The organism is Streptomyces dioscori, from assembly GCF_003024195.1.
GTDB classification, from domain to species: Bacteria; Actinomycetota; Actinomycetes; order Streptomycetales; family Streptomycetaceae; genus Streptomyces; species Streptomyces dioscori.
Genome location: NZ_KZ679059.1, coordinates 40,936 through 62,850 on the forward strand (window position 1 = coordinate 40,936; position 21,915 = coordinate 62,850).

Annotated in this window: 13 protein-coding genes; 2 read left to right on the top strand and 11 right to left on the bottom strand. The window is 69.5% G+C overall.

What is annotated here, in order from left to right:
• Positions 1–227 precede the first annotated feature (227 nt).
• From ispG to C6Y14_RS39500, 5 genes are all read right to left on the bottom strand, one after another.
• Positions 228–1,385, bottom strand: a complete 1,158-nt coding sequence (gene ispG / locus C6Y14_RS39480) for a flavodoxin-dependent (E)-4-hydroxy-3-methylbut-2-enyl-diphosphate synthase (RefSeq protein ID WP_107021746.1) — start codon at positions 1,383–1,385, stop codon at positions 228–230.
• A gap of 167 nt (positions 1,386–1,552) precedes the next feature.
• A complete protein-coding gene (locus tag C6Y14_RS39485) occupies positions 1,553–2,857 on the bottom strand; it encodes a M50 family metallopeptidase (RefSeq protein ID WP_107021747.1) in 1,305 nt (434 codons plus the stop codon).
• The gene (gene dxr, locus C6Y14_RS39490; protein ID WP_107021748.1) at positions 2,854–4,131 is read right to left on the bottom strand and encodes a 1-deoxy-D-xylulose-5-phosphate reductoisomerase; all 1,278 of its coding nucleotides are present in this window, start codon (positions 4,129–4,131) and stop codon (positions 2,854–2,856) included. Before dxr ends, C6Y14_RS39485 begins: the two co-directional genes overlap by 4 nt.
• Positions 4,132–4,248: 117 nt before the next feature.
• Positions 4,249–7,029, bottom strand: a complete 2,781-nt coding sequence (gene secA, locus C6Y14_RS39495) for a preprotein translocase subunit SecA (RefSeq protein ID WP_199855022.1) — start codon at positions 7,027–7,029, stop codon at positions 4,249–4,251.
• 249 nt (positions 7,030–7,278) lie between these two features.
• Positions 7,279–9,225 carry an acyl-CoA dehydrogenase family protein gene (locus tag C6Y14_RS39500; protein WP_199855023.1) on the bottom strand — a complete coding sequence of 649 codons (1,947 nt, stop codon included), beginning with the start codon at positions 9,223–9,225 and terminating at the stop codon, positions 7,279–7,281.
• Between the two features lie 366 nt (positions 9,226–9,591).
• Between C6Y14_RS39500 and C6Y14_RS39505 the strand changes: the two genes are divergently transcribed.
• Both C6Y14_RS39505 and C6Y14_RS39510 read left to right on the top strand, forming a co-directional pair.
• Positions 9,592–10,605, top strand: a complete 1,014-nt coding sequence (locus C6Y14_RS39505; protein ID WP_107021750.1) for a LacI family DNA-binding transcriptional regulator — start codon at positions 9,592–9,594, stop codon at positions 10,603–10,605.
• 140 nt (positions 10,606–10,745) lie between these two features.
• A complete protein-coding gene (locus C6Y14_RS39510; RefSeq protein WP_107021751.1) occupies positions 10,746–12,824 on the top strand; it encodes a glycoside hydrolase family 31 protein in 2,079 nt (692 codons plus the stop codon).
• Between the two features lie 20 nt (positions 12,825–12,844).
• On the opposite strand, the gene C6Y14_RS39515 is transcribed toward C6Y14_RS39510, so the two are convergent.
• The 6 genes from C6Y14_RS39515 to C6Y14_RS39540 all read right to left on the bottom strand — a co-directional run bounded on the left by C6Y14_RS39515 (position 12,845) and on the right by C6Y14_RS39540 (position 21,795).
• On the bottom strand, positions 12,845–13,591 hold the full coding sequence (locus C6Y14_RS39515) for a glycoside hydrolase family 12 protein (protein WP_107021752.1): 747 nt from the start codon (positions 13,589–13,591) through the stop codon (positions 12,845–12,847).
• Positions 13,573–15,888 carry a glycosyl hydrolase family 95 catalytic domain-containing protein gene (locus tag C6Y14_RS39520; protein WP_107021753.1) on the bottom strand — a complete coding sequence of 772 codons (2,316 nt, stop codon included), beginning with the start codon at positions 15,886–15,888 and terminating at the stop codon, positions 13,573–13,575. The genes C6Y14_RS39515 and C6Y14_RS39520 overlap by 19 nt, the downstream gene beginning before the upstream one ends.
• On the bottom strand, positions 15,885–17,888 hold the full coding sequence (locus tag C6Y14_RS39525; RefSeq protein WP_107021754.1) for a beta-galactosidase: 2,004 nt from the start codon (positions 17,886–17,888) through the stop codon (positions 15,885–15,887). Before C6Y14_RS39525 ends, C6Y14_RS39520 begins: the two co-directional genes overlap by 4 nt.
• 133 nt (positions 17,889–18,021) lie before the next feature.
• Positions 18,022–18,987 carry a carbohydrate ABC transporter permease gene (locus C6Y14_RS39530; RefSeq protein ID WP_107021755.1) on the bottom strand — a complete coding sequence of 322 codons (966 nt, stop codon included), beginning with the start codon at positions 18,985–18,987 and terminating at the stop codon, positions 18,022–18,024.
• Positions 18,984–20,108 carry an ABC transporter permease gene (locus C6Y14_RS39535; protein WP_107021756.1) on the bottom strand — a complete coding sequence of 375 codons (1,125 nt, stop codon included), beginning with the start codon at positions 20,106–20,108 and terminating at the stop codon, positions 18,984–18,986. The genes C6Y14_RS39530 and C6Y14_RS39535 overlap by 4 nt, the downstream gene beginning before the upstream one ends.
• 4 nt (positions 20,109–20,112) lie before the next feature.
• Positions 20,113–21,795: a type 2 periplasmic-binding domain-containing protein gene (locus C6Y14_RS39540; protein ID WP_107021757.1), complete on the bottom strand. Its 1,683-nt coding sequence runs from the start codon at positions 21,793–21,795 to the stop codon at positions 20,113–20,115.
• Between the last annotated feature and the right edge of the window lie 120 nt (positions 21,796–21,915).

Below are 21,915 nucleotides of genomic sequence, written 5' to 3' on the forward strand. Positions count from 1 at the left end.
GCGAATATGTGGCGTGCCGACCGATGGGGTGGGTGGGGTTTTTCTCGCCCCCGCCGCCCCTACCCGTTCCCGTCCACGACTCGGGGGCGCTGCCCCCGAACCCCCGGTCCTCAAACGCCGGACGGGCTGAGATGTCCCCGGACCGGCGGATGTCTTTCAGCCCGTCCGGCGTTTGAGGACACAGTGACGGGAAGGGTAGGGGCGGCGGGGGCGCAAAAAGGGCGGTTTCAGCCGGCGATCGCCACAGAAGGCTCCCCGGAGGGGATGCCGTCGGCCTCCATCTGCTCGGCGATCTTCATCGCCTCTTCGATCAGCGTCTCCACGATCTTCGACTCCGGGACCGTCTTGATGACCTCGCCCTTGACGAAGATCTGGCCCTTGCCGTTGCCGGAGGCGACGCCGAGGTCGGCCTCGCGGGCCTCGCCGGGCCCGTTCACGACGCAGCCCATGACCGCGACACGGAGGGGCACCTCCATGCCTTCCAGGCCTGCGGTGACCTCCTCGGCGAGCTTGTAGACGTCGACCTGCGCGCGCCCGCAGGACGGGCAGGAGACGATCTCCAGGCGGCGCTGCTTGAGGTTCAGCGACTCCAGGATCTGCATGCCGACCTTGATCTCCTCGACCGGCGGGGCCGAGAGGGAGACGCGGATGGTGTCGCCGATGCCCTCGCTGAGCAGCGCCCCGAAGGCGACCGCCGACTTGATCGTGCCCTGGAAGGCGGGGCCTGCCTCGGTGACGCCGAGGTGGAGGGGGTAGTCGCAGGCGGCGGCGAGCTGGCGGTAGGCGTTGACCATGACCACCGGGTCGTTGTGCTTGACCGAGATCTTGATGTCCCGGAAGTCGTGCTCCTCGAAGAGGGACGCCTCCCAGAGCGCGGACTCGACGAGCGCCTCGGGGGTGGCCTTGCCGTACTTCTGGAGCAGCCGCCGGTCGAGGGAGCCGGCGTTCACGCCGATGCGGATCGGGGTGCCGTGGTCCTTGGCGGCCCGCGCGATCTCCTTGACCTGGTCGTCGAACTGCTTGATGTTCCCGGGGTTCACGCGCACCGCCGCGCAGCCGGCGTCGATCGCGGCGAACACGTACTTCGGCTGGAAGTGGATGTCGGCGATGACCGGGATCTGCGACTTCTTGGCGATGGTGGCGAGCGCGTCGGCGTCGTCCTGCGTGGGGCACGCCACCCGCACGATCTGGCAGCCGGACGCGGTCAGCTCGGCGATCTGCTGAAGCGTGGCTCCGATGTCCGACGTACGCGTGGTCGTCATCGACTGGACCGAGACGGGTGCGTCGCCACCCACCGCCACGGTTCCGACCTGGATCTTCCGGCTCTTGCGGCGCTCGGCGAGCCTCGTCGGAACGTCCGGCATGCCGAGTGAAATCGCGGTCATCTGCTGTGCAACCCCAAGGTAAGGATTCGGTCGGTCCCGAAAGCTGACGGGCTCCAGTCATCGAGATTACGGCACCCTCGAACCCGGAAGCACATTCCCCGAACAGGACCACCCGATGGAGGACGGCCGGACACCCATGGTGTCCGGCCGCCGCAAACTCCGTGTGGCTACGAGATTCTGACCGGGTTGACCACGTCCGCGATCAGGACCAGGATCGTGAAACAGATGAAGATTCCGGCCACCACGTACGCGACCGGCATCAGCTTCGCCACGTCGAAGGGGCCGGGGTCCGGGCGGCGCAGCACCTTCGCGCCGTTGCGCCGCAGCGACTCCCACAGGGCGCCCGCGATGTGCCCGCCGTCGAGCGGCAGCAGCGGGAGCATGTTGAACAGGAACAGGGAGAGGTTGAAGCCCGCGACGAGGAACAGCATCATCGCGATCTGGTTCTCCGGCGGGATGTCCAGCGTGAAGACCTCGCCGCCGACGCGTGCCGCGCCGACCACGCCCATCGGGGAGTCGGGCTCGCGCGGGCCGTCGCCGAAGGCCGCGTCCCACAGTGCGGGCACCTTGGACGGCAGGTTGAGCAGGGACTCGACGCCGTTCTGCATCATGTCGCCCATGCGGTCCACGGACTGTCCGAAGGACTGCTGGACGATGCCGGAGGCGGGTGTGAAGCCGAGGAACCCGGCGTACACGTACTTGCCCTCGACGTAGCCGCCCTGGCCGTCGGTCTTGCTGACCTGGTTGCGGATGAGGTGGGCGGAGAGGTCGAGCTGCCTGCCGTCGCGCTCGACGGTCAGGGTGACGTCCTTGCCGGGGTTGGCGCGGATGTCGGCCTGGAGGGCGGACCAGTCGGTGACCTTCTCGCCGTTGAACGCGAGGATCTTGTCACCGCCCTTGAGCCCGGCGGCCTTGGCGGGCGCCGCCGTGTCGCTCTTCTGGCACTCGGAGCGGGACTCGCTCTGCTCGATGACGCAGTCGGAGACCTTGCCCACCGTGGTGGTCTGGGTCTGGACGCCGAAGGTCATCATCACGCCGAGGAAGATCGCGACGGCCAGGATCAGGTTCATGAAGGGGCCGGCGAACATCACGATCACGCGCTTCCACGGCTTGCGCGTGTAGAAGAGCCGGCTCTCGTCACCCGGCTGCAGTTCCTCGAAGGACTGCGCCCTGGCGTCCTCGATCATGCCGCGCCACGGGGAGGTCGAGCGGGCCTCGATACGGCCGTCGGGGCCGGGCGGGAACATCCCGATCATGCGGATGTAGCCGCCGAGCGGAATCGCCTTGACCCCGTACTCCGTGTCGCCCTTCTTGCGCGAGAAGATCGTCGGGCCGAAGCCGACCATGTACTGCGGCACGCGGATGCCGAACAGCTTGGCCGTGGAGAGATGCCCCAGCTCGTGCCAGGCGATCGAGAAGAGCAGGCCGACCGCGAAGACGACTATGCCGAGGATCATCATCAGGGTCGTCATGCACGAGCCTCCGCCGTTGTCTTGGCTGTCGTCCGAGCCGCTGTCTGTGCTGTCAGTTCGCGGGCCCGGGCGCGGGCCCAGGTCTCCGCTTCGAGGACGTCCGCCACGGTGAGCGGGGTTCCCGCGCGGGGCGTGCCGTGCTCGGCGACGACCTCCGTGACGGTCTCCATGATCCCGTTGAACGGCAGCGTGCCGTTCAGGAACGCGTCCACGCATTCTTCGTTGGCCGCATTGAACACCGCGGGGGCCGTGCCCGCGAGCTCCCCGACGTGCCGGGCGAGCCCCACCGACGGAAACGCGTCGTTGTCGAGCGGGAAGAACTCCCAGCTCGACGCCTTCGACCAGTCGAAGGCGGGCGCCGCGTCGGGGACGCGCTGCGGCCAGCCCAGACCGATGGCGATCGGCCCGCGCATGTCGGGGGGCGTCGCCTGGGCCATCGTGGAGCCGTCCGTGAACTCAACCATCGAGTGGACATACGACTGCGGATGCACGACCACCTCAATGCGGTCGAAGGGAATGTCGTAGAGGAGGTGCGCCTCGATCACTTCGAGGCCCTTGTTGACGAGGGTCGCGGAGTTGACGGTGATGACCGGGCCCATGGCCCAGGTGGGGTGCGCGAGGGCGTCCTCGGGGGCGACATCGGCCAGCTCGGCCTTCGTACGTCCTCTGAAGGGGCCGCCGGAGGCGGTGACGACGAGCTTGCGTACGTCGGCCCTGGTCCCCGAGGCGAGCGCTTGGAACAGGGCCGCGTGCTCGGAGTCGACGGGGATGATCTGGCCCGGCGCGGCCAGCGCCTTCACCAGGGGGCCGCCGACGATGAGCGACTCCTTGTTGGCGAGCGCGAGGGTGCGGCCCGCCTCCAGGGCGGCGAGGGTGGGGGCGAGGCCGATCGAGCCGGTGATGCCGTTCAGGACGGTGTGCGCCGGGGAGGCGGCGAGCTGGGTGGCCGCGTCCGCTCCGGCGAGCAGTTCCGGCAGGGGCTCCCCGGGCCCGTACCGCGCGGAAAGTGCCTCACGCAGGGCCGGTACGGCGTCCTCGCGGGCCACGGCGACGGTCGTGACGCGGAGCCGGTGCGCCTGCTCCGCCAGCAGCTCCACCCTCCCGCCCGCCGCGGAGAGCCCGGTCACCCGGAACCGGTCGGGGTTGCGCAGCACGAGGTCGATGGCCTGCGTACCGATCGAGCCGGTGGAGCCGAGGATCACGACGTCCCGGCTCCCGTCCACAGGATCGAAGACGAGATGCGGATCGGCGAGGGGGGCTGGACTGTCGCTCATCCCCCCATTGTTGCCGCAACGCCGGGCGACCGGGGACAGCGGAGCCCCGTAAGGGGCGCGGGGAACCGCGCGACGAGCCCCCACCGGGCCGCACCCGCCGACGATCCCGCGGATCCCCTACCTCTTGCGCTTCCGCCGGTTCCGCGACTTCCCCGCACGCCGCGGACGAGGCCTCGCACCGGCCGCCGCGTCCTCCACCGGAGGCTCCGGTGAGAAGTCCCCTTCGACGACCCCCTCCGCGGTATCCAGCGTGGGCGCACTGAAATGCAGGCCATCGGTCCGCCGGCCGGCCTCCAGGCTCTCCTGACCGGCGGATTCACCGGACGCGTCCAGATTGAAGACGTACCCGACGGACTCCTCCTTGATCGCGTCGTTCATCGCGACGAACATGTCGTAGCCCTCACGCTCGTACTCGATGATCGGTTCCCGGCCGAGCGTCCACCGCAGTCCGATCCCGTCCCGCAGGTAGTCCATCTCGTACAGGTGCTCGCGCCATTTGCGGTCCAGGACCGACAGCACCACGAGGCGTTCCAGATCGCGCAGGGCGTCGGCGCCCAGTTCGGTCTCGCGCTCCTCGTAGCGGGCGTGGACGTCTTCGATGACGGCGTCGGCGATCGAGTCCGCGGTGAGGTCGGAGCGGTCGCCCGCGGCCTCCTCCAGGTCGTCCACGGTGACCCCGACCGGGTACAGCTGTTCGAAGGCGACCCAGAGCCGGTCCAGGTCCCACTCCTCGGGGAAGCCGTCGGCGGTCTCCACGGCGACGTACGCGCGGATGGTGTCGTCCATGAAGTGGAGGATCTGTTCCCGCAGGTCCTCCCCGGCCAGTACGCGCCGGCGTTCGGCGTAGATGAGGGTGCGCTGGCGGTTGAGGACCTCGTCGAACTTGAGGACGTCCTTGCGGGACTCGAAGTGCTGCTGCTCCAGCTGGGACTGGGCGGAGGCGATGGCGCGCGTGACCATCTTGTTCTCGATGGGGACGTCGTCGGGGACGTTCGCCATGGCCATCACGCGGTCGACGACCTGGGCGCGGAACAGCCGCATCAGGTCGTCCTCCAGGGAGAGGTAGAACCGGGAGGCGCCGGGGTCGCCCTGGCGGCCGGAGCGGCCGCGCAGCTGGTTGTCGATGCGGCGCGACTCGTGGCGCTCGGTGCCCAGCACGTACAGCCCGCCGAGGTCCTTCACCTCGTCGTGCTCGGCGGCGACCGACTCCTTGATCCGCTCCAGGGTCCTGCGGTGTTCCTCCCGGTACTCGTCCGGGCTCTCCTCGGCACTGAGGCCGCGCCGGTCCAGTTCCGCGAGCGCCATGGCCTCCGGGTTGCCGCCGAGCATGATGTCGGTGCCGCGGCCCGCCATGTTGGTGGCCACGGTGACCGCGCCCCTGCGGCCCGCCTGGGCCACGATCTGTGCCTCGCGCTGGTGGTTCTTCGCGTTGAGCACCTCGTGCCGTATGCCGCGCTGCCGCAGCCGGGCGGCGAGGGTCTCGGACTTCTCGACGGAGGTGGTGCCGACGAGGACCGGCTGGCCCTTGTCGTGCTTGTCGGCGATGTCGTCGAGGATCGCCGTGTACTTGGCGTCGACGGTCCGGTAGATCTGGTCGGGGTCGTCGGCGCGGGCCATCGGCCGGTTGGTGGGGATCGGCACCACGTGCAGTTTGTAGATCTGGTGGAACTCGGCGGCCTCGGTCATGGCGGTGCCGGTCATTCCGCCGAGCTTGTCGTAGAGCCGGAAGAAGTTCTGCAGGGTGATCGTGGCGAGGGTCTGGTTCTCGTCCTTGACCGTCACCGCTTCCTTCGCCTCGATGGCCTGATGGAGGCCCTCGTTGTACCGGCGTCCGGCGAGGATGCGGCCGGTGTGCTCGTCGACGATGAGGACCTCGCCGTTCGTGACGACGTAGTCCTTGTCGCGCTTGAAGTGTTCCTTCGCCTTGAGCGCGTTGTTCAGATGGCCGATGAGGGAGGTGTGGTCGGACTCGTAGAGGCTGTCGATGCCGAGCTGGTCCTGGAGGAACTCCACTCCGCGGTCGAGGATCGCCACCGTGCGTTTCTTCGGGTCGTACTCGTAGTCGTGCGTGGCGCGCAGCCCGGCGAGGCGGTCCTTGTCGGACGGGGTGGTGAAGTTCTCGTCCTGGACGGCGACTCCGCGCATCCGGGTGACCATCCTGGCGAACGCCTCGTACCAGTGCGTGGGCTGGTCGGCCGGGCCGGAGATGATCAGCGGGGTCCTGGCCTCGTCGATGAGGATCGAGTCGGCCTCGTCGACGATGGCGAAGTGGTGGCCGCGCTGCACGAGTTCGTCCCTCGACCAGGCCATGTTGTCGCGCAGGTAGTCGAAGCCGAACTCGGTGTTGGTGCCGTAGGTGATGTCGCAGGCGTACTGGGCGCGGCGCTCGGCCGGGGTCGACTGGGTCTTGATGACACCGACGGTCAGCCCGAGGAAGCGGTAGGCGCGGCCCATCCAGTCGGCGTCGCGCTGGGCGAGGTAGTCGTTGACGGTGACGAGGTGGACGCCCTTGCCGGTCAGGGCGTTCAGGTAGACGGGCAGGGTGGCGACCAGGGTCTTGCCCTCGCCGGTCTGCATCTCGGCGATGTTGCCGAGGTGGAGGGCCGCGCCGCCCATCAGCTGTACGTCGAAGTGGCGCATCCCGAGAGTGCGGCGGGCGGCCTCCCGCATCGCGGCGAATGCCTCCGGCAGGAGGTCGTCGAGGCTTTCCCCGGCCTCGTACCGTTCCTTGAACTCGGGGGTGAGGGATTGGAGTTCTTCGTCGGTGAGCTGCTCGAATTCCGCTTCGAGGGAGCCGATCTGTTCAGCGGTGCGCTGGAGTCTGCGGAGGATTCTGCCTTCGCCGGCGCGCATTATCCTGCCGGTGATGTTGTCGAGACCCAGTACCGGCACTGGCATTACCCCCTGACACGGATGTACCTGATCCCGTTCTTCGGGTGCCGGCCGGTGGGGGCTGGTCGTGCCCACGCGGCGGAGCCGCATATGTCACAGCCCCGCGCCCCTGAAAAGCGAAAAGACTGCGCCGTTCCCCGCGCCCCCTCAGGGGCGCTGCCCCCGCTCGCCGGTCCGCTCATTGTTGACGCAGAAATTCTGTGCGGCAAGCAGCAGAATGGCGGCGGGGGCAGCAGTGCATTCCTGGGGGAAAGGTCAGCGGATGGGGCGGTGGACGTTTTCTTTTGCTGATGTTCCGGGGGTCGCGTCGGCGATCCAGGGGCCGTCGCCCGAGAGGTCGACGATTCCGTTCTCCAGCCAGGTGTAGGCGCCGCCGAGGACGCCCTTGACGACCTTGCGGTCGACGTCGTCGGTGTTGGACCACAGGCGGCCGAAGAGTTCTTCGACGCGAATGCGGGACTGACCGCAGAAGGCGTCCGCGAGCTGGTACGCCTCGCGGCCGTGCGCCTCGGTGGTGCGCAGGAGTTCGGCGCGGACGCAGACGGCGCTCATCGCGAACAGTTCGGCGCCGATGTCGACGATCCGGCCGAGGAACCCCTGTTTGGTCTCCATCCGGCCCTGCCAGCGCGACATGGCGTAGAAGGTGGAGCGGGCGAGCTTGCGGGCCGAGCGTTCCACGTACCGCAGGTGGCCGGAGAGGTCGACGTGCCCGGCCGGGTGGAAGTCCCCGTACGCGCGCGGGAGCTGACCGGCGCCCGCGACCAGCTTCGGGAACCACTTGGCGTAGAAGACCCCGGCGTTCGCGCCCGCCTTCGCCTTGTCGGCCAGGGACTTGTCGGGGTCGATGAGGTCACCGGCGACGGAGAGGTGGGCGTCGACGGCCTCGCGGGCGATCAGGAGGTGCATGATCTCCGTCGAGCCCTCGAAGATGCGGTTGATGCGCAGGTCGCGCAGCACCTGTTCGGCGGGGACGGCCCGTTCGCCGCGGGCGGCCAGCGAGTCGGCGGTCTCGAAGCCCCGGCCGCCGCGGATCTGGACCAGTTCGTCGGCCATCAGCCAGGCCATCTCGGAGCCGAACAGCTTGGCGAGGGCGGCCTCGATGCGGATGTCGTTGCGGTCCTCGTCGGCCATCTGGGACGACAGGTCGAGGACGGCCTCCAGGGCGAACGTGGTCGCCGCGATGAAGGAGATCTTCGCGCCCACCGCCTCGTGGTGGGCGACCGGCTTGCCCCACTGCTCCCGTACGGACGACCACTCGCGGGCGATCTTCAGACACCACTTGCCGGCGCCGACGCACATCGCGGGCAGTGAGAGCCGTCCGGTGTTGAGGGTGGTCAGGGCGATCTTGAGCCCGGCCCCCTCGGCGCCGATGCGGTTCGCGGCGGGCACCCGGACCTGGTGGAAGCGCGTGACGCCGTTCTCCAGGCCGCGCAGCCCCATGAACGCGTTGCGGTTCTCGACGGTGACGCCCTCGGCGGCGGCCTCCACGACGAAGGCGGTGATGCCGCCCTTGTGGCCCTCGGACTTCGGCACGCGCGCCATGACGACGAGCAGGTCCGCGACCACGCCGTTGGTCGTCCAGAGCTTGACCCCGTCGAGGACGTAGTCCTCCCCGTCCGGCACGGCACTGGTGGCCAGCCGCGCCGGGTCGGACCCCACGTCCGGTTCGGTGAGCAGGAAGGCGGAGATGTCGGTACGGGCCAGGCGCGGCAGGAAGGCGTCCTTCTGCTCCTGGGTGCCGAAGAGCTTCAGCGGCTGCGGTACGCCGATCGACTGATGCGCGGAGAACAGGGCGCCGAGCGCCGGGTTCGCCGAACCGATCAGCGCGAGGGCCTTGTTGTAGTAGACCTGCGTCAGACCGAGCCCGCCGTACTTCGTGTCGATCTTCATCCCGAGGGCGCCGAGCTCCTTGAGCCCGTTGATCACCTCGTCGGGGATACGGGCCTCCCGCTCGATGAGCGCGGAGTCGATCTTCGTCTCGCAGAAGTCGTGCAGCTTGGCGAGGAACTCCTCACCGCGCCGGGCGTCCTCACCGGGCGGCATCGGGTGGGGGTGGATCAGGTCGAGCCGGAAGCGGCCGAGGAACAGCTCCTTGGCGAAGCTGGGTTTGCGCCAGTCCTGCTCCCGCGCGGCCTCGGCGACCTGACGGGCCTCACGTTCGGAGACAGCGGGCTGGTGGGGTGTTGCGGACAAGAGGCTCACCTCGCCGCGAATAGGGATCTTGGTCCGGTTACGTTACTCACCGGTGCTACTCGCTCGTATGTACCCGATAACGCCCCACGTCACCAGTCCTGGCGCATCATTGGGCGCATACGGAGGCCTGGAGGGCAGGCCCGCAGGGCCGCCCTCCAGGGGCGCGGGGAACTGCGCGACAAGCCCCCACCGGGCCGCACCCGCCGACAAACCCGAGCCCCCACCCCGGTGGGCACCCGCCACCCCCGACGGAGTCGAAGCGCTTCGACAACCTATGGACACCCACCCACCATCAAGCTACTGTCAAGCCACCTTCACTCGCCCCTGTCAGCGCAGCGCCCCGTCGAAGCGCTTCACACAGAACCGGAGACCTGGATGGTCACCCTCGCCGAGGTCGCCCAGCACGCCGGAGTCTCGGCGAGCACGGTGAGCTATGTCCTCAGCGGCAAGCGGTCCATCTCCGCGGGCACCCGGCAGCGGGTCGAGGAGAGCATCCAGGTGCTCGGCTACCACCCCAACGCGGGAGCCCGGGCGCTGGCAAGCAGCCGGTCCAACATCATCGCGCTGATGATCCCGCTCCGCACGGACATGTACGTACCCGTGATGATGGAGATCGCCATCGCGGTGACGACCTCGGCCCGCTCCCACGGGTACGACGTGCTGCTGCTCACCGGCGAGGAGGGCCCCGACGCCGTGCGCCGGATCACCGGCAGCGGGCTCGCCGACGCGATGATCCTGATGGACGTCGAGCTGGACGACGAGCGGCTGCCGCTGCTGCGTGACACCGAGCAGCCGTCCGTCCTGATCGGGCTGCCCGCCGACACCAGTGGTCTGACCTGCGTGGACCTCGACTTCGGTGCGACGGGCGCGCTGTGCGCCGAACATCTCGCGATGCTCGGACACCGTGACATCGCTGTCATCGGTGAGGCGCCCGCGGTGTACGAACGGCACACGGGGTTCGCCGAGCGCACGCTCGACGGGCTCAGGTCCCGCTCGCGCGAGCTGGGTCTGCGCGTGCTGCACCGCCCGTGCGAGGGCGGCTTCGACGCCATGTCCCTGACCTTGGCCAGGGTCTTCGACGAACGCCCCGGCACCACGGGGTTCGTCGTGCAGAACGAGTCGGCGGTCGAGCCGCTGCTCGCGCTGCTGCGCCGGCAGGGCCGGGCCGTGCCGGAGGACGTCTCGGTGATCGCGATCTGCCCGGACCAGGTCGCCGTCCAGGCCTCGGTGCGGCTGACCTCGGTCGCCATCCCCGCCCAGGAGATGGGCCGTAACGCGGTGGAGCGTCTGATCGCCAAGCTGGAAGGGCGCGGCAAGGACGAAGTCGTGCTCATCGCGCCCGAGTTGACGGTCCGGGCGAGTACGGGCCCGGCCCCGGCCACCTCCTGACCCGCCCCACCTCCGCCACACATCCGTTCCCGCACCCGCACCCGCTCCCGTTCTCGCTCCCGCTCAACTCCCCCCGACCTGGTCCTCCGGAGCCGCGTAACCGGGTCTTGTCGTCACTCCTCCCTTCAGGAGCACTCCGCATGAATCAGCATGTCGAGAACCGGCCGGAACGGTCCGGGCAGCCGGGACAGTCCGGTTCGGGGTCCGCGAGTCTCGCCCAGTCCTCCCCCACCGTCGGCACGTTCCGTGAACGCGACGGCGCGCTGGAGTGGAGCGGCCGGCAGGAGACCGTACGCATCGAGCCGTGGGGCCCCGACGCCGTACGGGTCCGGGCCAGGCTCGGCGGTCCCGTCCTGGAGGGCCTGCCCGCCGCCGTGCTCGACGAGGCGCCCCCCACCGGGGCCACCGTCAAGATCGAGGGCGGCCGGGGCCTGCTGACCGTCGGCGCGCTGACGGTCGAGGTCGACGCGGAGGGACTGATCCGCTTCGTGCGGACCGGCGACGGGGCCGAACTCCTCACCGAGGAGCGCGCCCACTTCTGGTGGCCCGGACCGCGGCTCTACACCCCCGTGGGCAACGGCTACCACCGCCTGGAGCAGCGCTTCGCCGCGTACGAGGGCGAGAAGCTGTACGGCCTGGGGCAGCACCAGCACGGGCTGCTCGACCAGAAGGGTGCCGTCCTCGACCTGGTCCAGCGCAACGCCGAGGTGACCATCCCGGTCCTCACCTCCAGCCGCGGTTACACCCTGCTGTGGAACAGCCCGGCGATCGGCCGGGTCGAGCTGGCGGGCAACGGCACGCGCTGGGTGGCGGACTCGGCCCGGCAGATCGACTACTGGATCACGGCGGGGAATCCGGCCGACGCGCAGCGCCGGTACAGCGCGGTGACAGGCCGTACGCCGATGCTGCCCGAGTGGGCGGCGGGCTTCTGGCAGTGCAAGCTGCGCTACCGCACCCAGGACGAACTCCTGAGCGTAGCGCGGGAGTACAAGCGCCGCGGGCTGCCCATCGACGTCATCGTCTGCGACTTCTTCCACTGGACACACCTGGGCGACTGGAAGTTCGACCCGGCCGAGTGGCCCGACCCGGCGGGGATGCAGCGGGAGCTGGCGGAGCTGGGCATCAAGCTCGTCGTGTCCGTGTGGCCGTCCGTCTCACCGCTCTCCGAGAACCACCGGCTCATGGAGCAGCGAGGCTGGTTCGTCGGCACGCAGTACGGGCCGATGGCGCACGCCGACTGGCCGGACAAGGAGGTCGCCTCCACGGTCCAGGTCGCCTTCTACGACGCGACGAACCCCGAGGCGCGCGAGTTCCTCTGGTCGAAGATCAGGGACAACTATCTGACCCCGTACGGGATCACGTCCTTCTGGCTGGACGCCTGCGAGCCCGAGCTGAAGCCCGGCTTCCAGGAGAACCTGCGCTACTGGGCGGGCCCCGGCCTCGAAGTGGGCAACATGTATCCGCGCGAGAACTCCCGCGCCTTCCACGAGGGCATGCTGGCGGCCGGCGAGAGCGAGATCGTCACCCTCAACCGTTCGGCGTGGGCGGGCAGTCAGCGCTACGGGGCCGCTCTGTGGTCCGGTGACATCGGCACGGACTTCGCGACGCTGCGCCGCCAGATAGCGGCGGGCCTCAACACCTCGCTGTCCGGCATCCCCTGGTGGAACACCGACATCGGCGGCTTCCACGGCGGCGACCCGGACGACCCGGCGTACCGCGAGGTGATGATCCGCTGGTTCCAGTTCGGCGCGCTGTCCCCGCTGATGCGGCTGCACGGCTTCCGTGACCCGGGCACCCCGCTCGGCCCGGAGATGACCGGCGGCCCGAACGAGGTGTGGTCGTACGGCGAACAGGCCCGGCCGATCCTGGAGAAGTACCTCCATCTGCGCGAGCGTCTGAAGCCGTACGTGCTCGATGTCATGCGGGAGGCCCATGAGGAGGGGCTGCCGGTGATGCGGCCGCTGTTCCTGGAGTTCCCGGACGACCAGGCTGCCTGGTCCGTGGACGACTCGTACCTCTTCGGCCGGGATCTGCTGGTCGCGCCGGTGCTCACGGCGGGCGCGACGGTCCGTACGGCGTATCTTCCGGCGGGCGCGCGCTGGACGGACGCGTGGACCGGCCAGGAGTACCGGGGCGGCGCGGCCGTGACCGTCGACGCCCCGCTGGACCGCATCCCGCTGTTCCTGCGCGACGGCGCGCGGCTGCCCGTCGCCGAGTAGCCGCGCGCCGCACCTGACGGTCAGCTGCTGCTGACCGTCAGGTTGTTGGTGACGAAGTCCAGGCCGCCGGACGAGGACGTGACCTCGAAGCCGAACTGGACGTCACCGATGGTCTCGTTGCCCATCCAGCCCTTGGTGTCCTTGATCCACTTGAGGATCGGCAGGATGCTGACGCTGCCCGAGTTCGAGTCGGAGGTGCGCAGGAACGAGAAGACCTCGTTGGCGCCGTTGCTGCCCTTGTAGACGGACCAGGTGTGACCGCCGAGGGTGACATTGCCCTGCGAGGTGCCGAGCGGACCGACGGCCCCGTTGTAGTTGACCCAGAGCATGATCTCGTAGTCGTAGTCGGTGTCCCAGATGTCGTACGAGGTGTTGTACGCGCCGGCCGACGGGACCGTGACGTTGTAGCTGCTGGAGAGCGAGCCGAGCGAGGTGATCGTCTTGTTGATCACCTTCTTGGAGTTGGGGTACGACTTGATGCCGCCGGTGTTGGGGTGGTTGGCCCAGACTCCCCAGTTGGTGCCGGAGTTGGCCCAGATGCACTGGCTGCCCGCGCCGGAGCCCCAGATGTTGTTGTAGAGCGTGTAGCCGTTGAGGCTGGTGTTGCCCCACTGGTCGCAGGAGTTCCAGATCGCGGCGGAGGCGGGGGCGGAGGCGAGCCCGACGGTCACTCCGAGAGCGAGCGCGGGCGCCAGCAGCGCCTTGGCGATCCGGTTCCCGGTCCTGCTCGCCCTGTTCGTCCTCGTGTTCAGCGTGCGTGGTGCCATGGTGTCCCTTCCATGGGTGGGGGGATGTGGGGGATGGCTTCGCTGTGCGTCTGCCGCGGCCCCAGGGTGAGGACGCGGTCCTCCCCGGCGCGCAGGGAGAGCCGGCGCGCGCCGGAAGGAGTTCTCAGGTCGACGGAGTGGGTGCGGGTGGGCCGGACCACCGCCCGGACCTCCCGCGGACCCCAGTCGAGGTCGATCACGGCACCGAACCGTGTCCGTACGCCCCGGAGTCCGCCCGCCGGGAAGGCGGCGGGCAGTGCGGGCAGCAGGACCAGCCGGTCGGGGGTCGACTGGATCAGCGTCTCGATGATCAGCGCGGGCAGGGTGTGAGCGGCGTCCGCGTTGTAGACGTCCCGGTGCGGGTAGTGCGCGCTCATGAGGGAGGCGTGGAAGAAGTCGCCCGCCAGCACCTGGCCGAGCGCGTGCGCGACCCGCTCACCGTCCCGCAGCCGGGCCGCGACGAGGGCGTGGTGCAGATGGCCGTGCGCGGAGTCGTTCTCGGCACCGCGTAGTTCGAGCGCCCGGTACGCGGCTGCCGCGAGCTCCGGGGTGTCGTAGGGATTGATCTCGTCGAGCGGCCACACACCGTACAGATGGCTGAGATGCCGGTGGTCGTAGGTGTCGTCGAGGCCGGGCCACGCCCACTCGGCCAGCGCCCCGTCGTCGTTGACGCGGTGCGGGGGCAGCCGCCCGGCGAGGGCCCGCCAGCGGTCGGCGTCGGGGCCCGGGTGGTACGCGGCGGCCGTCAGCAGGGCGTGGCGGGCCGCGGAGAGGTCCATGGCGGCGTTGACCGCACCCCAGCTCGCGTCCGGGTTCGCCGGACGGTTCTCGGGCGAGTAGGAGGGGACGACGACGAGCTGCCCGTGCTCGTCGGTGCGGGTGAGGAAGTCCTCGTAGAACAGGGCGACTTCGGCGAGAACGGCCGCGAGTCGCGGGTCGCGCGCCCCACGGGCCTCGTCGTGGTCGACGAGGGGCTTGAGCAGCCAGTCGGCGCCCGCCGTCCACAGGTGCAGGGGGTACTCACGGCTGAAGTGGTACGTGTGCCCGGACTCGCCGTCCGTGTGGGGCGGGGCGACCACGCCTCGGGCGCCGAAGACGGCTCGGGCGTTGTCCCGCCAGTGCGGCACCTGCCCGTGGACGAGGGCGGCATGGGCTTCGACGACCTCGGGGAGGGCGCCCGCGACGGCCGAGGCGGTCTGCAGGTTGAGGTTGGCGTCCGTGGTGAAGGCGCCGGACCAGGCCGTGTCCCAGTCGCCGGTCCACAGCCCGGTGAGCCTCGGCGGGAGCATCCCGCTCGCGGACAGCAGGTGGTGGCGGCCGGCCGCGAAGAGCCGTTCGAGGAGGGCGGGGCTCCCTGGCCGCTTGAGCAACTCGGAGCCGGGGAGGGCGCGTTCGCTGTCGTCGGCTTCGAGGGCGAGCGAGACGCGGGAGTACGCGGTGCGGTGGAGGCGCAGATGGCGCTTCAGGAGCACGTCGTACGGTTCGCCGCCGTCCGGTTCGCCGCCGTCCGGGAGCAGCGCGCGCAGCTCCTGTGTCCGCGCCACCGTGTCCAGGTCCCCGGTGTGCCGCTGCACGCGGGTCAGCAGCAGGACCGACTCGGCGCCCGACACGCGCAAACCGGGCGCCGTCAGCGTCGTACGGCCGCCGGTGACCACGGCGAGCGTCACGCCGGTGTACGCGCGGTCCCTGCCGGGATAGCGGGCGCTCAGGGTGAGCACGGCGCCCTCGGGGGTGAGGACCGCTCCGTCGCTGACGCCCAGTCCGTCGGGGGCACCGGGGAGCCGGTGGTCCAGCGTGATGTCCAGGGCGGGCCCGGGGGCGGTCACGTACTGGACGATCACGTCGTCGGCCCGCGAGACGAAGACGCGGCTGCGCCAGTCCGCGCAGGACGATTCGGCGACACCCGTGGTGAAGTCGAGCGAGCGGCGGTAGTCGCGCTCCCCGTCGTCGGACGGCCTGCGCAGCCGTACCTGGAAGGCGGGGTGGAAGGGCTGCACCCACTGCAGGGGGCGGCCGTCCGTGAACTCCTCGGCCGCCGTCAGGTCTCCCGCGAGCAACCGGTCCTGCAACGGGGGCAGTTCGGCCGCGAGTTCCGGAGGCCGGGCGTGTTCGCCGCCGTTGGGCCGGACAAGGGTGTGATGGGTGACGATCACCCGGTCGTCGTTCGGATCACCGAACACAAGGGTGCCGTGGCGGCCGTTGCCGCTCAGGAAGGCGTCCTCCCAGCGGGCGGCCGGGGTCGGCTCCCAGGTGCCGTGCGGCGAGGGGGACGACGGGTCCTGCGTACCGGTGGTCATGGGGACAGCACCGCCACTCCGTACCGGCCCAGTGCGAGGGTGTCCGTGACCCGTCGCTCACCGAGCAGGTCCCGGTACTCCCCCGGCACCTCCACCGTGACCGGCTCACGCCCGTGGTTGAGGACGAAGAGCAGATCGCCCCGCCGTACGGCCTCCACCTGTGTGGGCAGTCCGTCGAGCACCGGCCGTACCCCCGCGCCGGCGGCCACGCCCTCCAGCAGCTCGCGCAGCGCGGCGGGTTCGGGCAGCGTGGAGACGTACCAGGCGCGGCCCCTGCGCAGCACGGCGGGCAGTCCGTCGAGTTCGCCGCCCTTGTAGCGGGAGAGCGCGACGACGTCCTCGGTCTCCTCGGTCCCGGCGTCGATCTCCTCGGACCACAGCGTGCCCCGGAAGCCGTCGCACTCGGCGTACTCGCCGGGGCCGAGCGGCCACCACTCGTGCAGGGTGCGGATGCCGAACAGCTCCCGCAGCCGCCCGTCCATGCCGCCGGGCCGCACCCGGTCGTCCTCGTCCGCGATCCCGGTCAGGAAGCCGCAGACGAGGGTGCCGCCTCCTCGTACGTACGCGACGAGGTTGTCGATCGCCGTGTCGGTGAGGAGGTAGAGCTGCGGCACGACGACGAGGCGGTACGCGGACAGGTCGTGCTCGGGGTGGGCGAAGTCCGTGGTGATGTGGGCCTCCCACAGGGCGCGATGCCAGGCCCGTACGACCTGCTGGTACCCGACCTCGCGGGAGAGCCGTCCGTCCTGCTCGCCCGCCCACCAGGCGTGCCACTCGTGGAGGATCGCGACCTGGGAGGGATTGTGCTGTCCCGTCACCTGCGGGCCGATCCGCCGCAGCTCGGCGCCGAGCTGCCTGACCTCCTGGTAGGTGCGGCCCTGCTCCCCCGCGTGGCCGAGCATGCCCGAGTGGAACTTCTCCGCGCCCTGGCGGGACTGCCGCCACTGGAAGTAGCAGACGGCGTCGGCGCCCCGGGCGACCGCCTGGAGGGACCAGAGCCGGTTGAGGCCGCGCGGCTTGGGGTGGTTCACGCCCCGCCAGTTCACCGACCCCGCCGCCTGCTCCATCAGCATCCACGGCCCGCGCGCCTGGGAACGCGTCATGTCCTGGACGAGCGCGCCCTCCTGTGCGCCGAAGGGGTCGCGCGGATCCGGATAGAGGTCGACGGAGACGACGTCCTCCTCTCCGGCCCACCGCCAGGCGTCCTGCCCCGCCCACATCGGCATGAAGTTGGTGGTCACCGGGAGGTCCGGGGAGTGCCGGCGGACGATGTCCCGCTCGGCGACGTAACACTCCAGGAGCATGTCGGACGTGTAGCGCTTGAAGTCGAGCACCTGGGTGGGGTTGTTCAGGTAGTGGGCGCGGCGCGGCGGCAGGACCTCCTCCCAGTCGCCGTATCCCTGGCTCCAGAAGGCCGTTCCCCAGGCCGTGTTGAGCGCGTCGAGCGTGCCGTACCTGTCCCGGAGCCAGCGGCGGAACGTGCCGGCCGCCTCGTCGCCCCAGTCGTAGGTGCAGTACTCGTTGTTGATGTGCCACATGGTGAGTGCGGGGTGGCTGCCGTAGCGGGCGGCCAGGTCCTCGGTGATCGCGGCGGCGTGACGGCGGTAGGTGGCGCTGGAGTGCGAGAAGTGCTGCCGGCCGCCCCACCACTCGGTGCGGCCGTCCGCGTCACGGGGCAGGGTGTCCGGGTGGAGCCGCCCCAGCCAGGACGGGGGCGAGGAGGTCGGGGTGGCGAGGACGACCCCGATGCCGTTCTCGTGCACGAGGTCCATGAGCCGGTCCAGCCAGCCGAACTCCCGTGCTCCTGGCCGCGGTTCGATCTTCGCCCAGGAGAACACACCGAGCGTGACGGAATTGACCCCCGCCTCCCGCATGAGGCGTACGTCCTCGTGCCAGACCTCTTCGGGCCACTGCTCGGGGTTGTAGTCCCCACCGAAGAGCACGCGCCCGCGGACGACATCGGCAAGACCGACTCGGCGGTGGGAACTGGTCGCGCACATGACATACCTCGTTCCATTGGGAGGGGCAGGCCCCCGGGGGGCGCCCCGGGAGGCGCCCCGAAGGGGCGCGGGGAACGGCGCGGCCAGCCACAGCGGACCGGCACCCGACAAACACCCCCAGCGGGGCAACCCGTCACCCTTTGACCGCGCCGGTCAACATCCCCTTCTTGAAGTGCTTCTGCACGAAGGGGGACAGGAAAGCAACCGGCAACAACGCCAGCACCATCACAGCCATCTGCACAGCAAGCGCGGACAACTGTCCAGCCCGGATCGCCTGCCCCAACCCCACCGGAGGCTCCTGCTTCTGCACGAGCTGGATCATCACGTTCTGCAGCGGCATCATGTCCTGATCGCTCAGATAGATCGACGCGTTGAACCACGCACTCCAGTACCCGACGGCGTAGAAGAGCGTGATCACCGCGATGACGGCCCGGGAGAGCGGGAGCACGATCTGCCAGAGGATCCGCCAGTCCCCCGCCCCGTCGATCCGCGCGCTGTCGGTGAGTTCCGGCGAGATGCCCATGAAGAACGCGCGCAGCACCAGGATGTTGAAGACACTGATCGCGCTCGGCAGGATCAGCGCGAGATACGTGTCCGTCAGCCCCAGCGACTGCACCAGCAGATACGTCGGAATGAGCCCGGCGCCGAAGAACATCGTGGCGAGCAGCGTCATCAGGAACCAGCGGTGCCCGAGCGACCCGATGCGCGAGAGCCCGTACGCGCAGAGGATCGACACCGTCATCGAGAACAGCGTGCCGACCACGGTGACGCCCAGGCTGACGACGGTGGCGCGGGTGACCTGGCCGCCGCTCAGCAGCTCCTGGTAGGCGATGAAGGTGAGGTCCCTGGGGACCAGCACCAGGCCGCCCGCGTCGCTGATGGTCTGCTTCGTGGACAGGCTGGTGACGACGACGATCCACAGCGGGAACAGGACGGCCAGACAGGCCAGGCCCAGGGCGATGCCCTTGCCCGCGAGTCCGGCCCGGTGCGGCTCCTCCTCCCAGACGGGCCTAGGCGGAGCCGCCCAGCGGCCGGGCGCCTTCCGTCCCGCGGCCCGAGGCCGTTCGTCGGTCACGGCACTGTCGGTCACGGCGCTCATTTCTTGTACACCCCCTGCTCGCCCATGAGATGGGCGATCTTGTTCGCGGCGAGGACGAGTCCGAGACTGACCACGCCCTTGACCAGGCCGGCCGCCGCCGCGTAACTGAAGTCCTGGTTGCGGACACCGTTCCACCACACATAGGTGTCGAGGACCTCCGCCGCGCCCGGCCCCACCGCGTCCCGCTGCAGCAGGATCTGCTCGAAGCCGACCGTGAGCGCGTCACCGACGCGCAGCACGAGGAGCAGGGCGATCACCGGGCGCAGCGCGGGCAGCGTGACGTGCCACATGCGGCGCCACCGGCCGGCCCCGTCCATCGCCGAGGCCTCGTACAGATCCGGGCTGACGGAGGCCAGCGCGGCGAGGAAGACGATGACGCCCCAGCCGGCGTCCTTCCACACGCCTTCCGCCGTCACCAGGAACTTGAAGATTCCCGGGTCGGTCATGAGGTCGAAGCCCTCGTGGCCGTGCCGGCGCAGGGTCTGCGCGATGATGCCGGCGCCGCCGAAGATCTGCTGGAAGACGGTGATGACCAGCACCCAGGAGAAGAAGTGCGGCAGATAGAGGATCGCCTGCGACACCGCCCGCACCCGGGGCCTGATCACGCTGTTGATGAGCAGCGCGAGCAGGATCGGGACCGGGAAGAAGAGGACCAGTTGCAGCCCGAACAGGACGAGGGTGTTCTGGACGGCGTCCCAGAACGCCGAGTCGTCGAACAGCCGGGAGAACTGTTCGAAGCCGACCCACGGGCTGTGGAAGATGGCGACGAAGCCGTTGTCGCTGACGTAGGGGTCGTACTCCTGGAAGGCGACGACGTTGCCCAGGATCGGTATGTAGTTGAAGACCAGGACCAGCAGGACGGCCGGCAGGGTCATCAGGACCAGCGTGCGGTCCCGTCTGAAGCGGACCTTGAAGCTGCCGCCGCCGTTCAGGGCCTTGTGCAGGGCCCTCTTCTCGGCCCTGGTGACCCCCGGATCGGGGGACGCGGCGGCCACCGGAGTGCCGCCGCGCGTAGTGGTGCCACGTGAAGCGGCGTCAGCTGGAGTGGCGTCACGTGGAGCGGCGTCACGCGAAGTGGCGTCAGCTGGAGTGGAGTCACGTGGAGTGGTGCCGTGAGCCACCGCGTCACCCCTGCGCGGATCCGCTGTCGTCCAGCAGCTTCCCGTACCAGTCCCGCAACTTGTCGCCGCCCTGGCTCTTCCAGTCCGCCACGGCCTGCTGCATGTCGCTGATCTTCTTGCGCCCGCGGACGATGTCGTCCTCCAGCTGCTCGAAGTCGTTGGAGAGGTTCGTGTACCGGGCCGGTTCGATGATCTGCAGGCCGTAGAAGGAGGACTTCTTGGTGAAGGCGCCCATCCGCTGCTGCCAGGCGACCTGCGCCTTCGCGATCTCCGGGAGGTCGGGGTGCGCGATCGTGGAGGCGGGGCTCGCCAGCATCACGAAGGCGTTCAGGACTTCCAGGTTGCCCTTGTCGTTCTTGGTGGGCGTGCCGTCCTTGACCGTGTAGTGCGTGCCCTCGACCCCGTAGTTGGTGAGCATGTACTCCTCGGTGCCGTACGGGGCGGCGGTGACGTTCGCCGCGGCCAGCACGTCCTGGATCACGGCCTTGGACGCCTTCTTGTTGACGAAGGCGAAGATGCTCGCGGGCGCCCCGGCCCACAGCGTGGGATCCCCGCCGTCATGGCCGAAGATGTCCATGCCGTCGATACGGAAGTCCTTGTTCTGCGCGGCCTGTTCGGTGGTCTTGGCCCACCAGTGCGAGATGTCGTTGTTGTAGATGAGGACTTCGCCTGCGGTGAAGCGCAGGCCGGAGTCGCCCTGGTTCTGCGCCTTGGCGTCCGGGTGGACGACTCCCGCGGAGTACAGCTTGCGCGTCCATTCCAGCGCTTCGAGGTATTCGTCGGTCTCCACGCGGTAGACCAGCTTGCCGCCGACGAGGTTCCAGCCGAGCGGCTTCTCGCTCCCGGACAGCACACCGAAGCTGTTGAACGCCGTCCACTTCATGTCGTCGCAGGCCCACACCTTCGCCCTGGCGCTGGTGATCTCCTTGGCCAGGGCCAGGAACTCGGCCGCCGAGGTGGGGAGTTCGTAACCCTTGTCGTCGAAGATGTCCTTGCGGTAGTACGGCACGATGTTGGCGACGTACGAGCTGGGCATCGGCAGACCGCGCAGCTTGCCGCCGAAGATGGAACGCTGCCAGGCGTCGGTGGGGACGGCGGCGAGGTTCGGGTAGTCCTTGACCTTGTCACCGGAGAGGTACGGGCCGAGGTCGGCCATCTTGCTGATGATGGCGCTGGGTATCTTGCCGCCCATGTTCCAGCCGGGGATCACCACGACGTCCGGCATGTCGCTGGAGGCGAGGACCGCGCCCAGCTTCTCGTCGTACGTGTTGCCGTCCTGGTTCTGCCAGACGACGTTCGCGCCGATCTTGTCGTTCATCGCCTTGTAGTAGGGGTTGTCGCCCTTCGGTGGCGAGCCCCAGAACGGCGACATGATCTTGATGGTGCTGCCCTTGCCGAGCTTCCCGGACACCGAGGTCTTCAGGTCGGCCGTGACGAGCTTGCTGGTGAAACCGAGCGAGGAGCCGTTCTTCGACGCGATGTCCGGCGTCACCACGTTCTGCGCCACGAAGGTGGGAAGGATCTTCTTCGCATCCTTGCCCGAGGTCGTGCCCTCCTTCTTGTCGCTGTCGGAGCCACCGCAGGCGGCCAGCAGCGGCATCCCGCCGGCCACCGCGACGGTGGCGACCGCCGTGGAGGCGAGGAAGCTTCTCCGGCCGGGGCCGGAGGCGGAGGTGTTCGGCGTCATTGCGTCAACCCTTCGTGGCGCACAGCAGGACACCTGGCCAAGTGGCCGTCGGCTGCGGTGTCTTGAGCGGAACCGGCTGAGCGGAGGAGGACCTCGGAGGTCTGCGCACCCAGTGGCAGC

Excerpts from the sequence above, each read along its gene's own strand:
- secA (WP_199855022.1), bottom strand. The coding sequence starts at position 7,029 with ATGCCAGTGCCGGTACTGGGTCTCGACAACATCACCGGCAGGATAATG.
- C6Y14_RS39520 (WP_107021753.1), bottom strand. The coding sequence starts at position 15,888 with ATGACCACCGGTACGCAGGACCCGTCGTCCCCCTCGCCGCACGGCACC.
- C6Y14_RS39510 (WP_107021751.1), top strand. The coding sequence starts at position 10,746 with ATGAATCAGCATGTCGAGAACCGGCCGGAACGGTCCGGGCAGCCGGGA.
- C6Y14_RS39525 (WP_107021754.1), bottom strand. The coding sequence starts at position 17,888 with ATGTGCGCGACCAGTTCCCACCGCCGAGTCGGTCTTGCCGATGTCGTC.
- dxr (WP_107021748.1), bottom strand. The coding sequence starts at position 4,131 with ATGAGCGACAGTCCAGCCCCCCTCGCCGATCCGCATCTCGTCTTCGAT.
- C6Y14_RS39505 (WP_107021750.1), top strand. The coding sequence starts at position 9,592 with ATGGTCACCCTCGCCGAGGTCGCCCAGCACGCCGGAGTCTCGGCGAGC.
- C6Y14_RS39530 (WP_107021755.1), bottom strand. The coding sequence starts at position 18,987 with ATGAGCGCCGTGACCGACAGTGCCGTGACCGACGAACGGCCTCGGGCC.
- C6Y14_RS39485 (WP_107021747.1), bottom strand. The coding sequence starts at position 2,857 with ATGACGACCCTGATGATGATCCTCGGCATAGTCGTCTTCGCGGTCGGC.
- C6Y14_RS39515 (WP_107021752.1), bottom strand. The coding sequence starts at position 13,591 with ATGGCACCACGCACGCTGAACACGAGGACGAACAGGGCGAGCAGGACC.
- C6Y14_RS39540 (WP_107021757.1), bottom strand. The coding sequence starts at position 21,795 with ATGACGCCGAACACCTCCGCCTCCGGCCCCGGCCGGAGAAGCTTCCTC.
- ispG (WP_107021746.1), bottom strand. The coding sequence starts at position 1,385 with ATGACCGCGATTTCACTCGGCATGCCGGACGTTCCGACGAGGCTCGCC.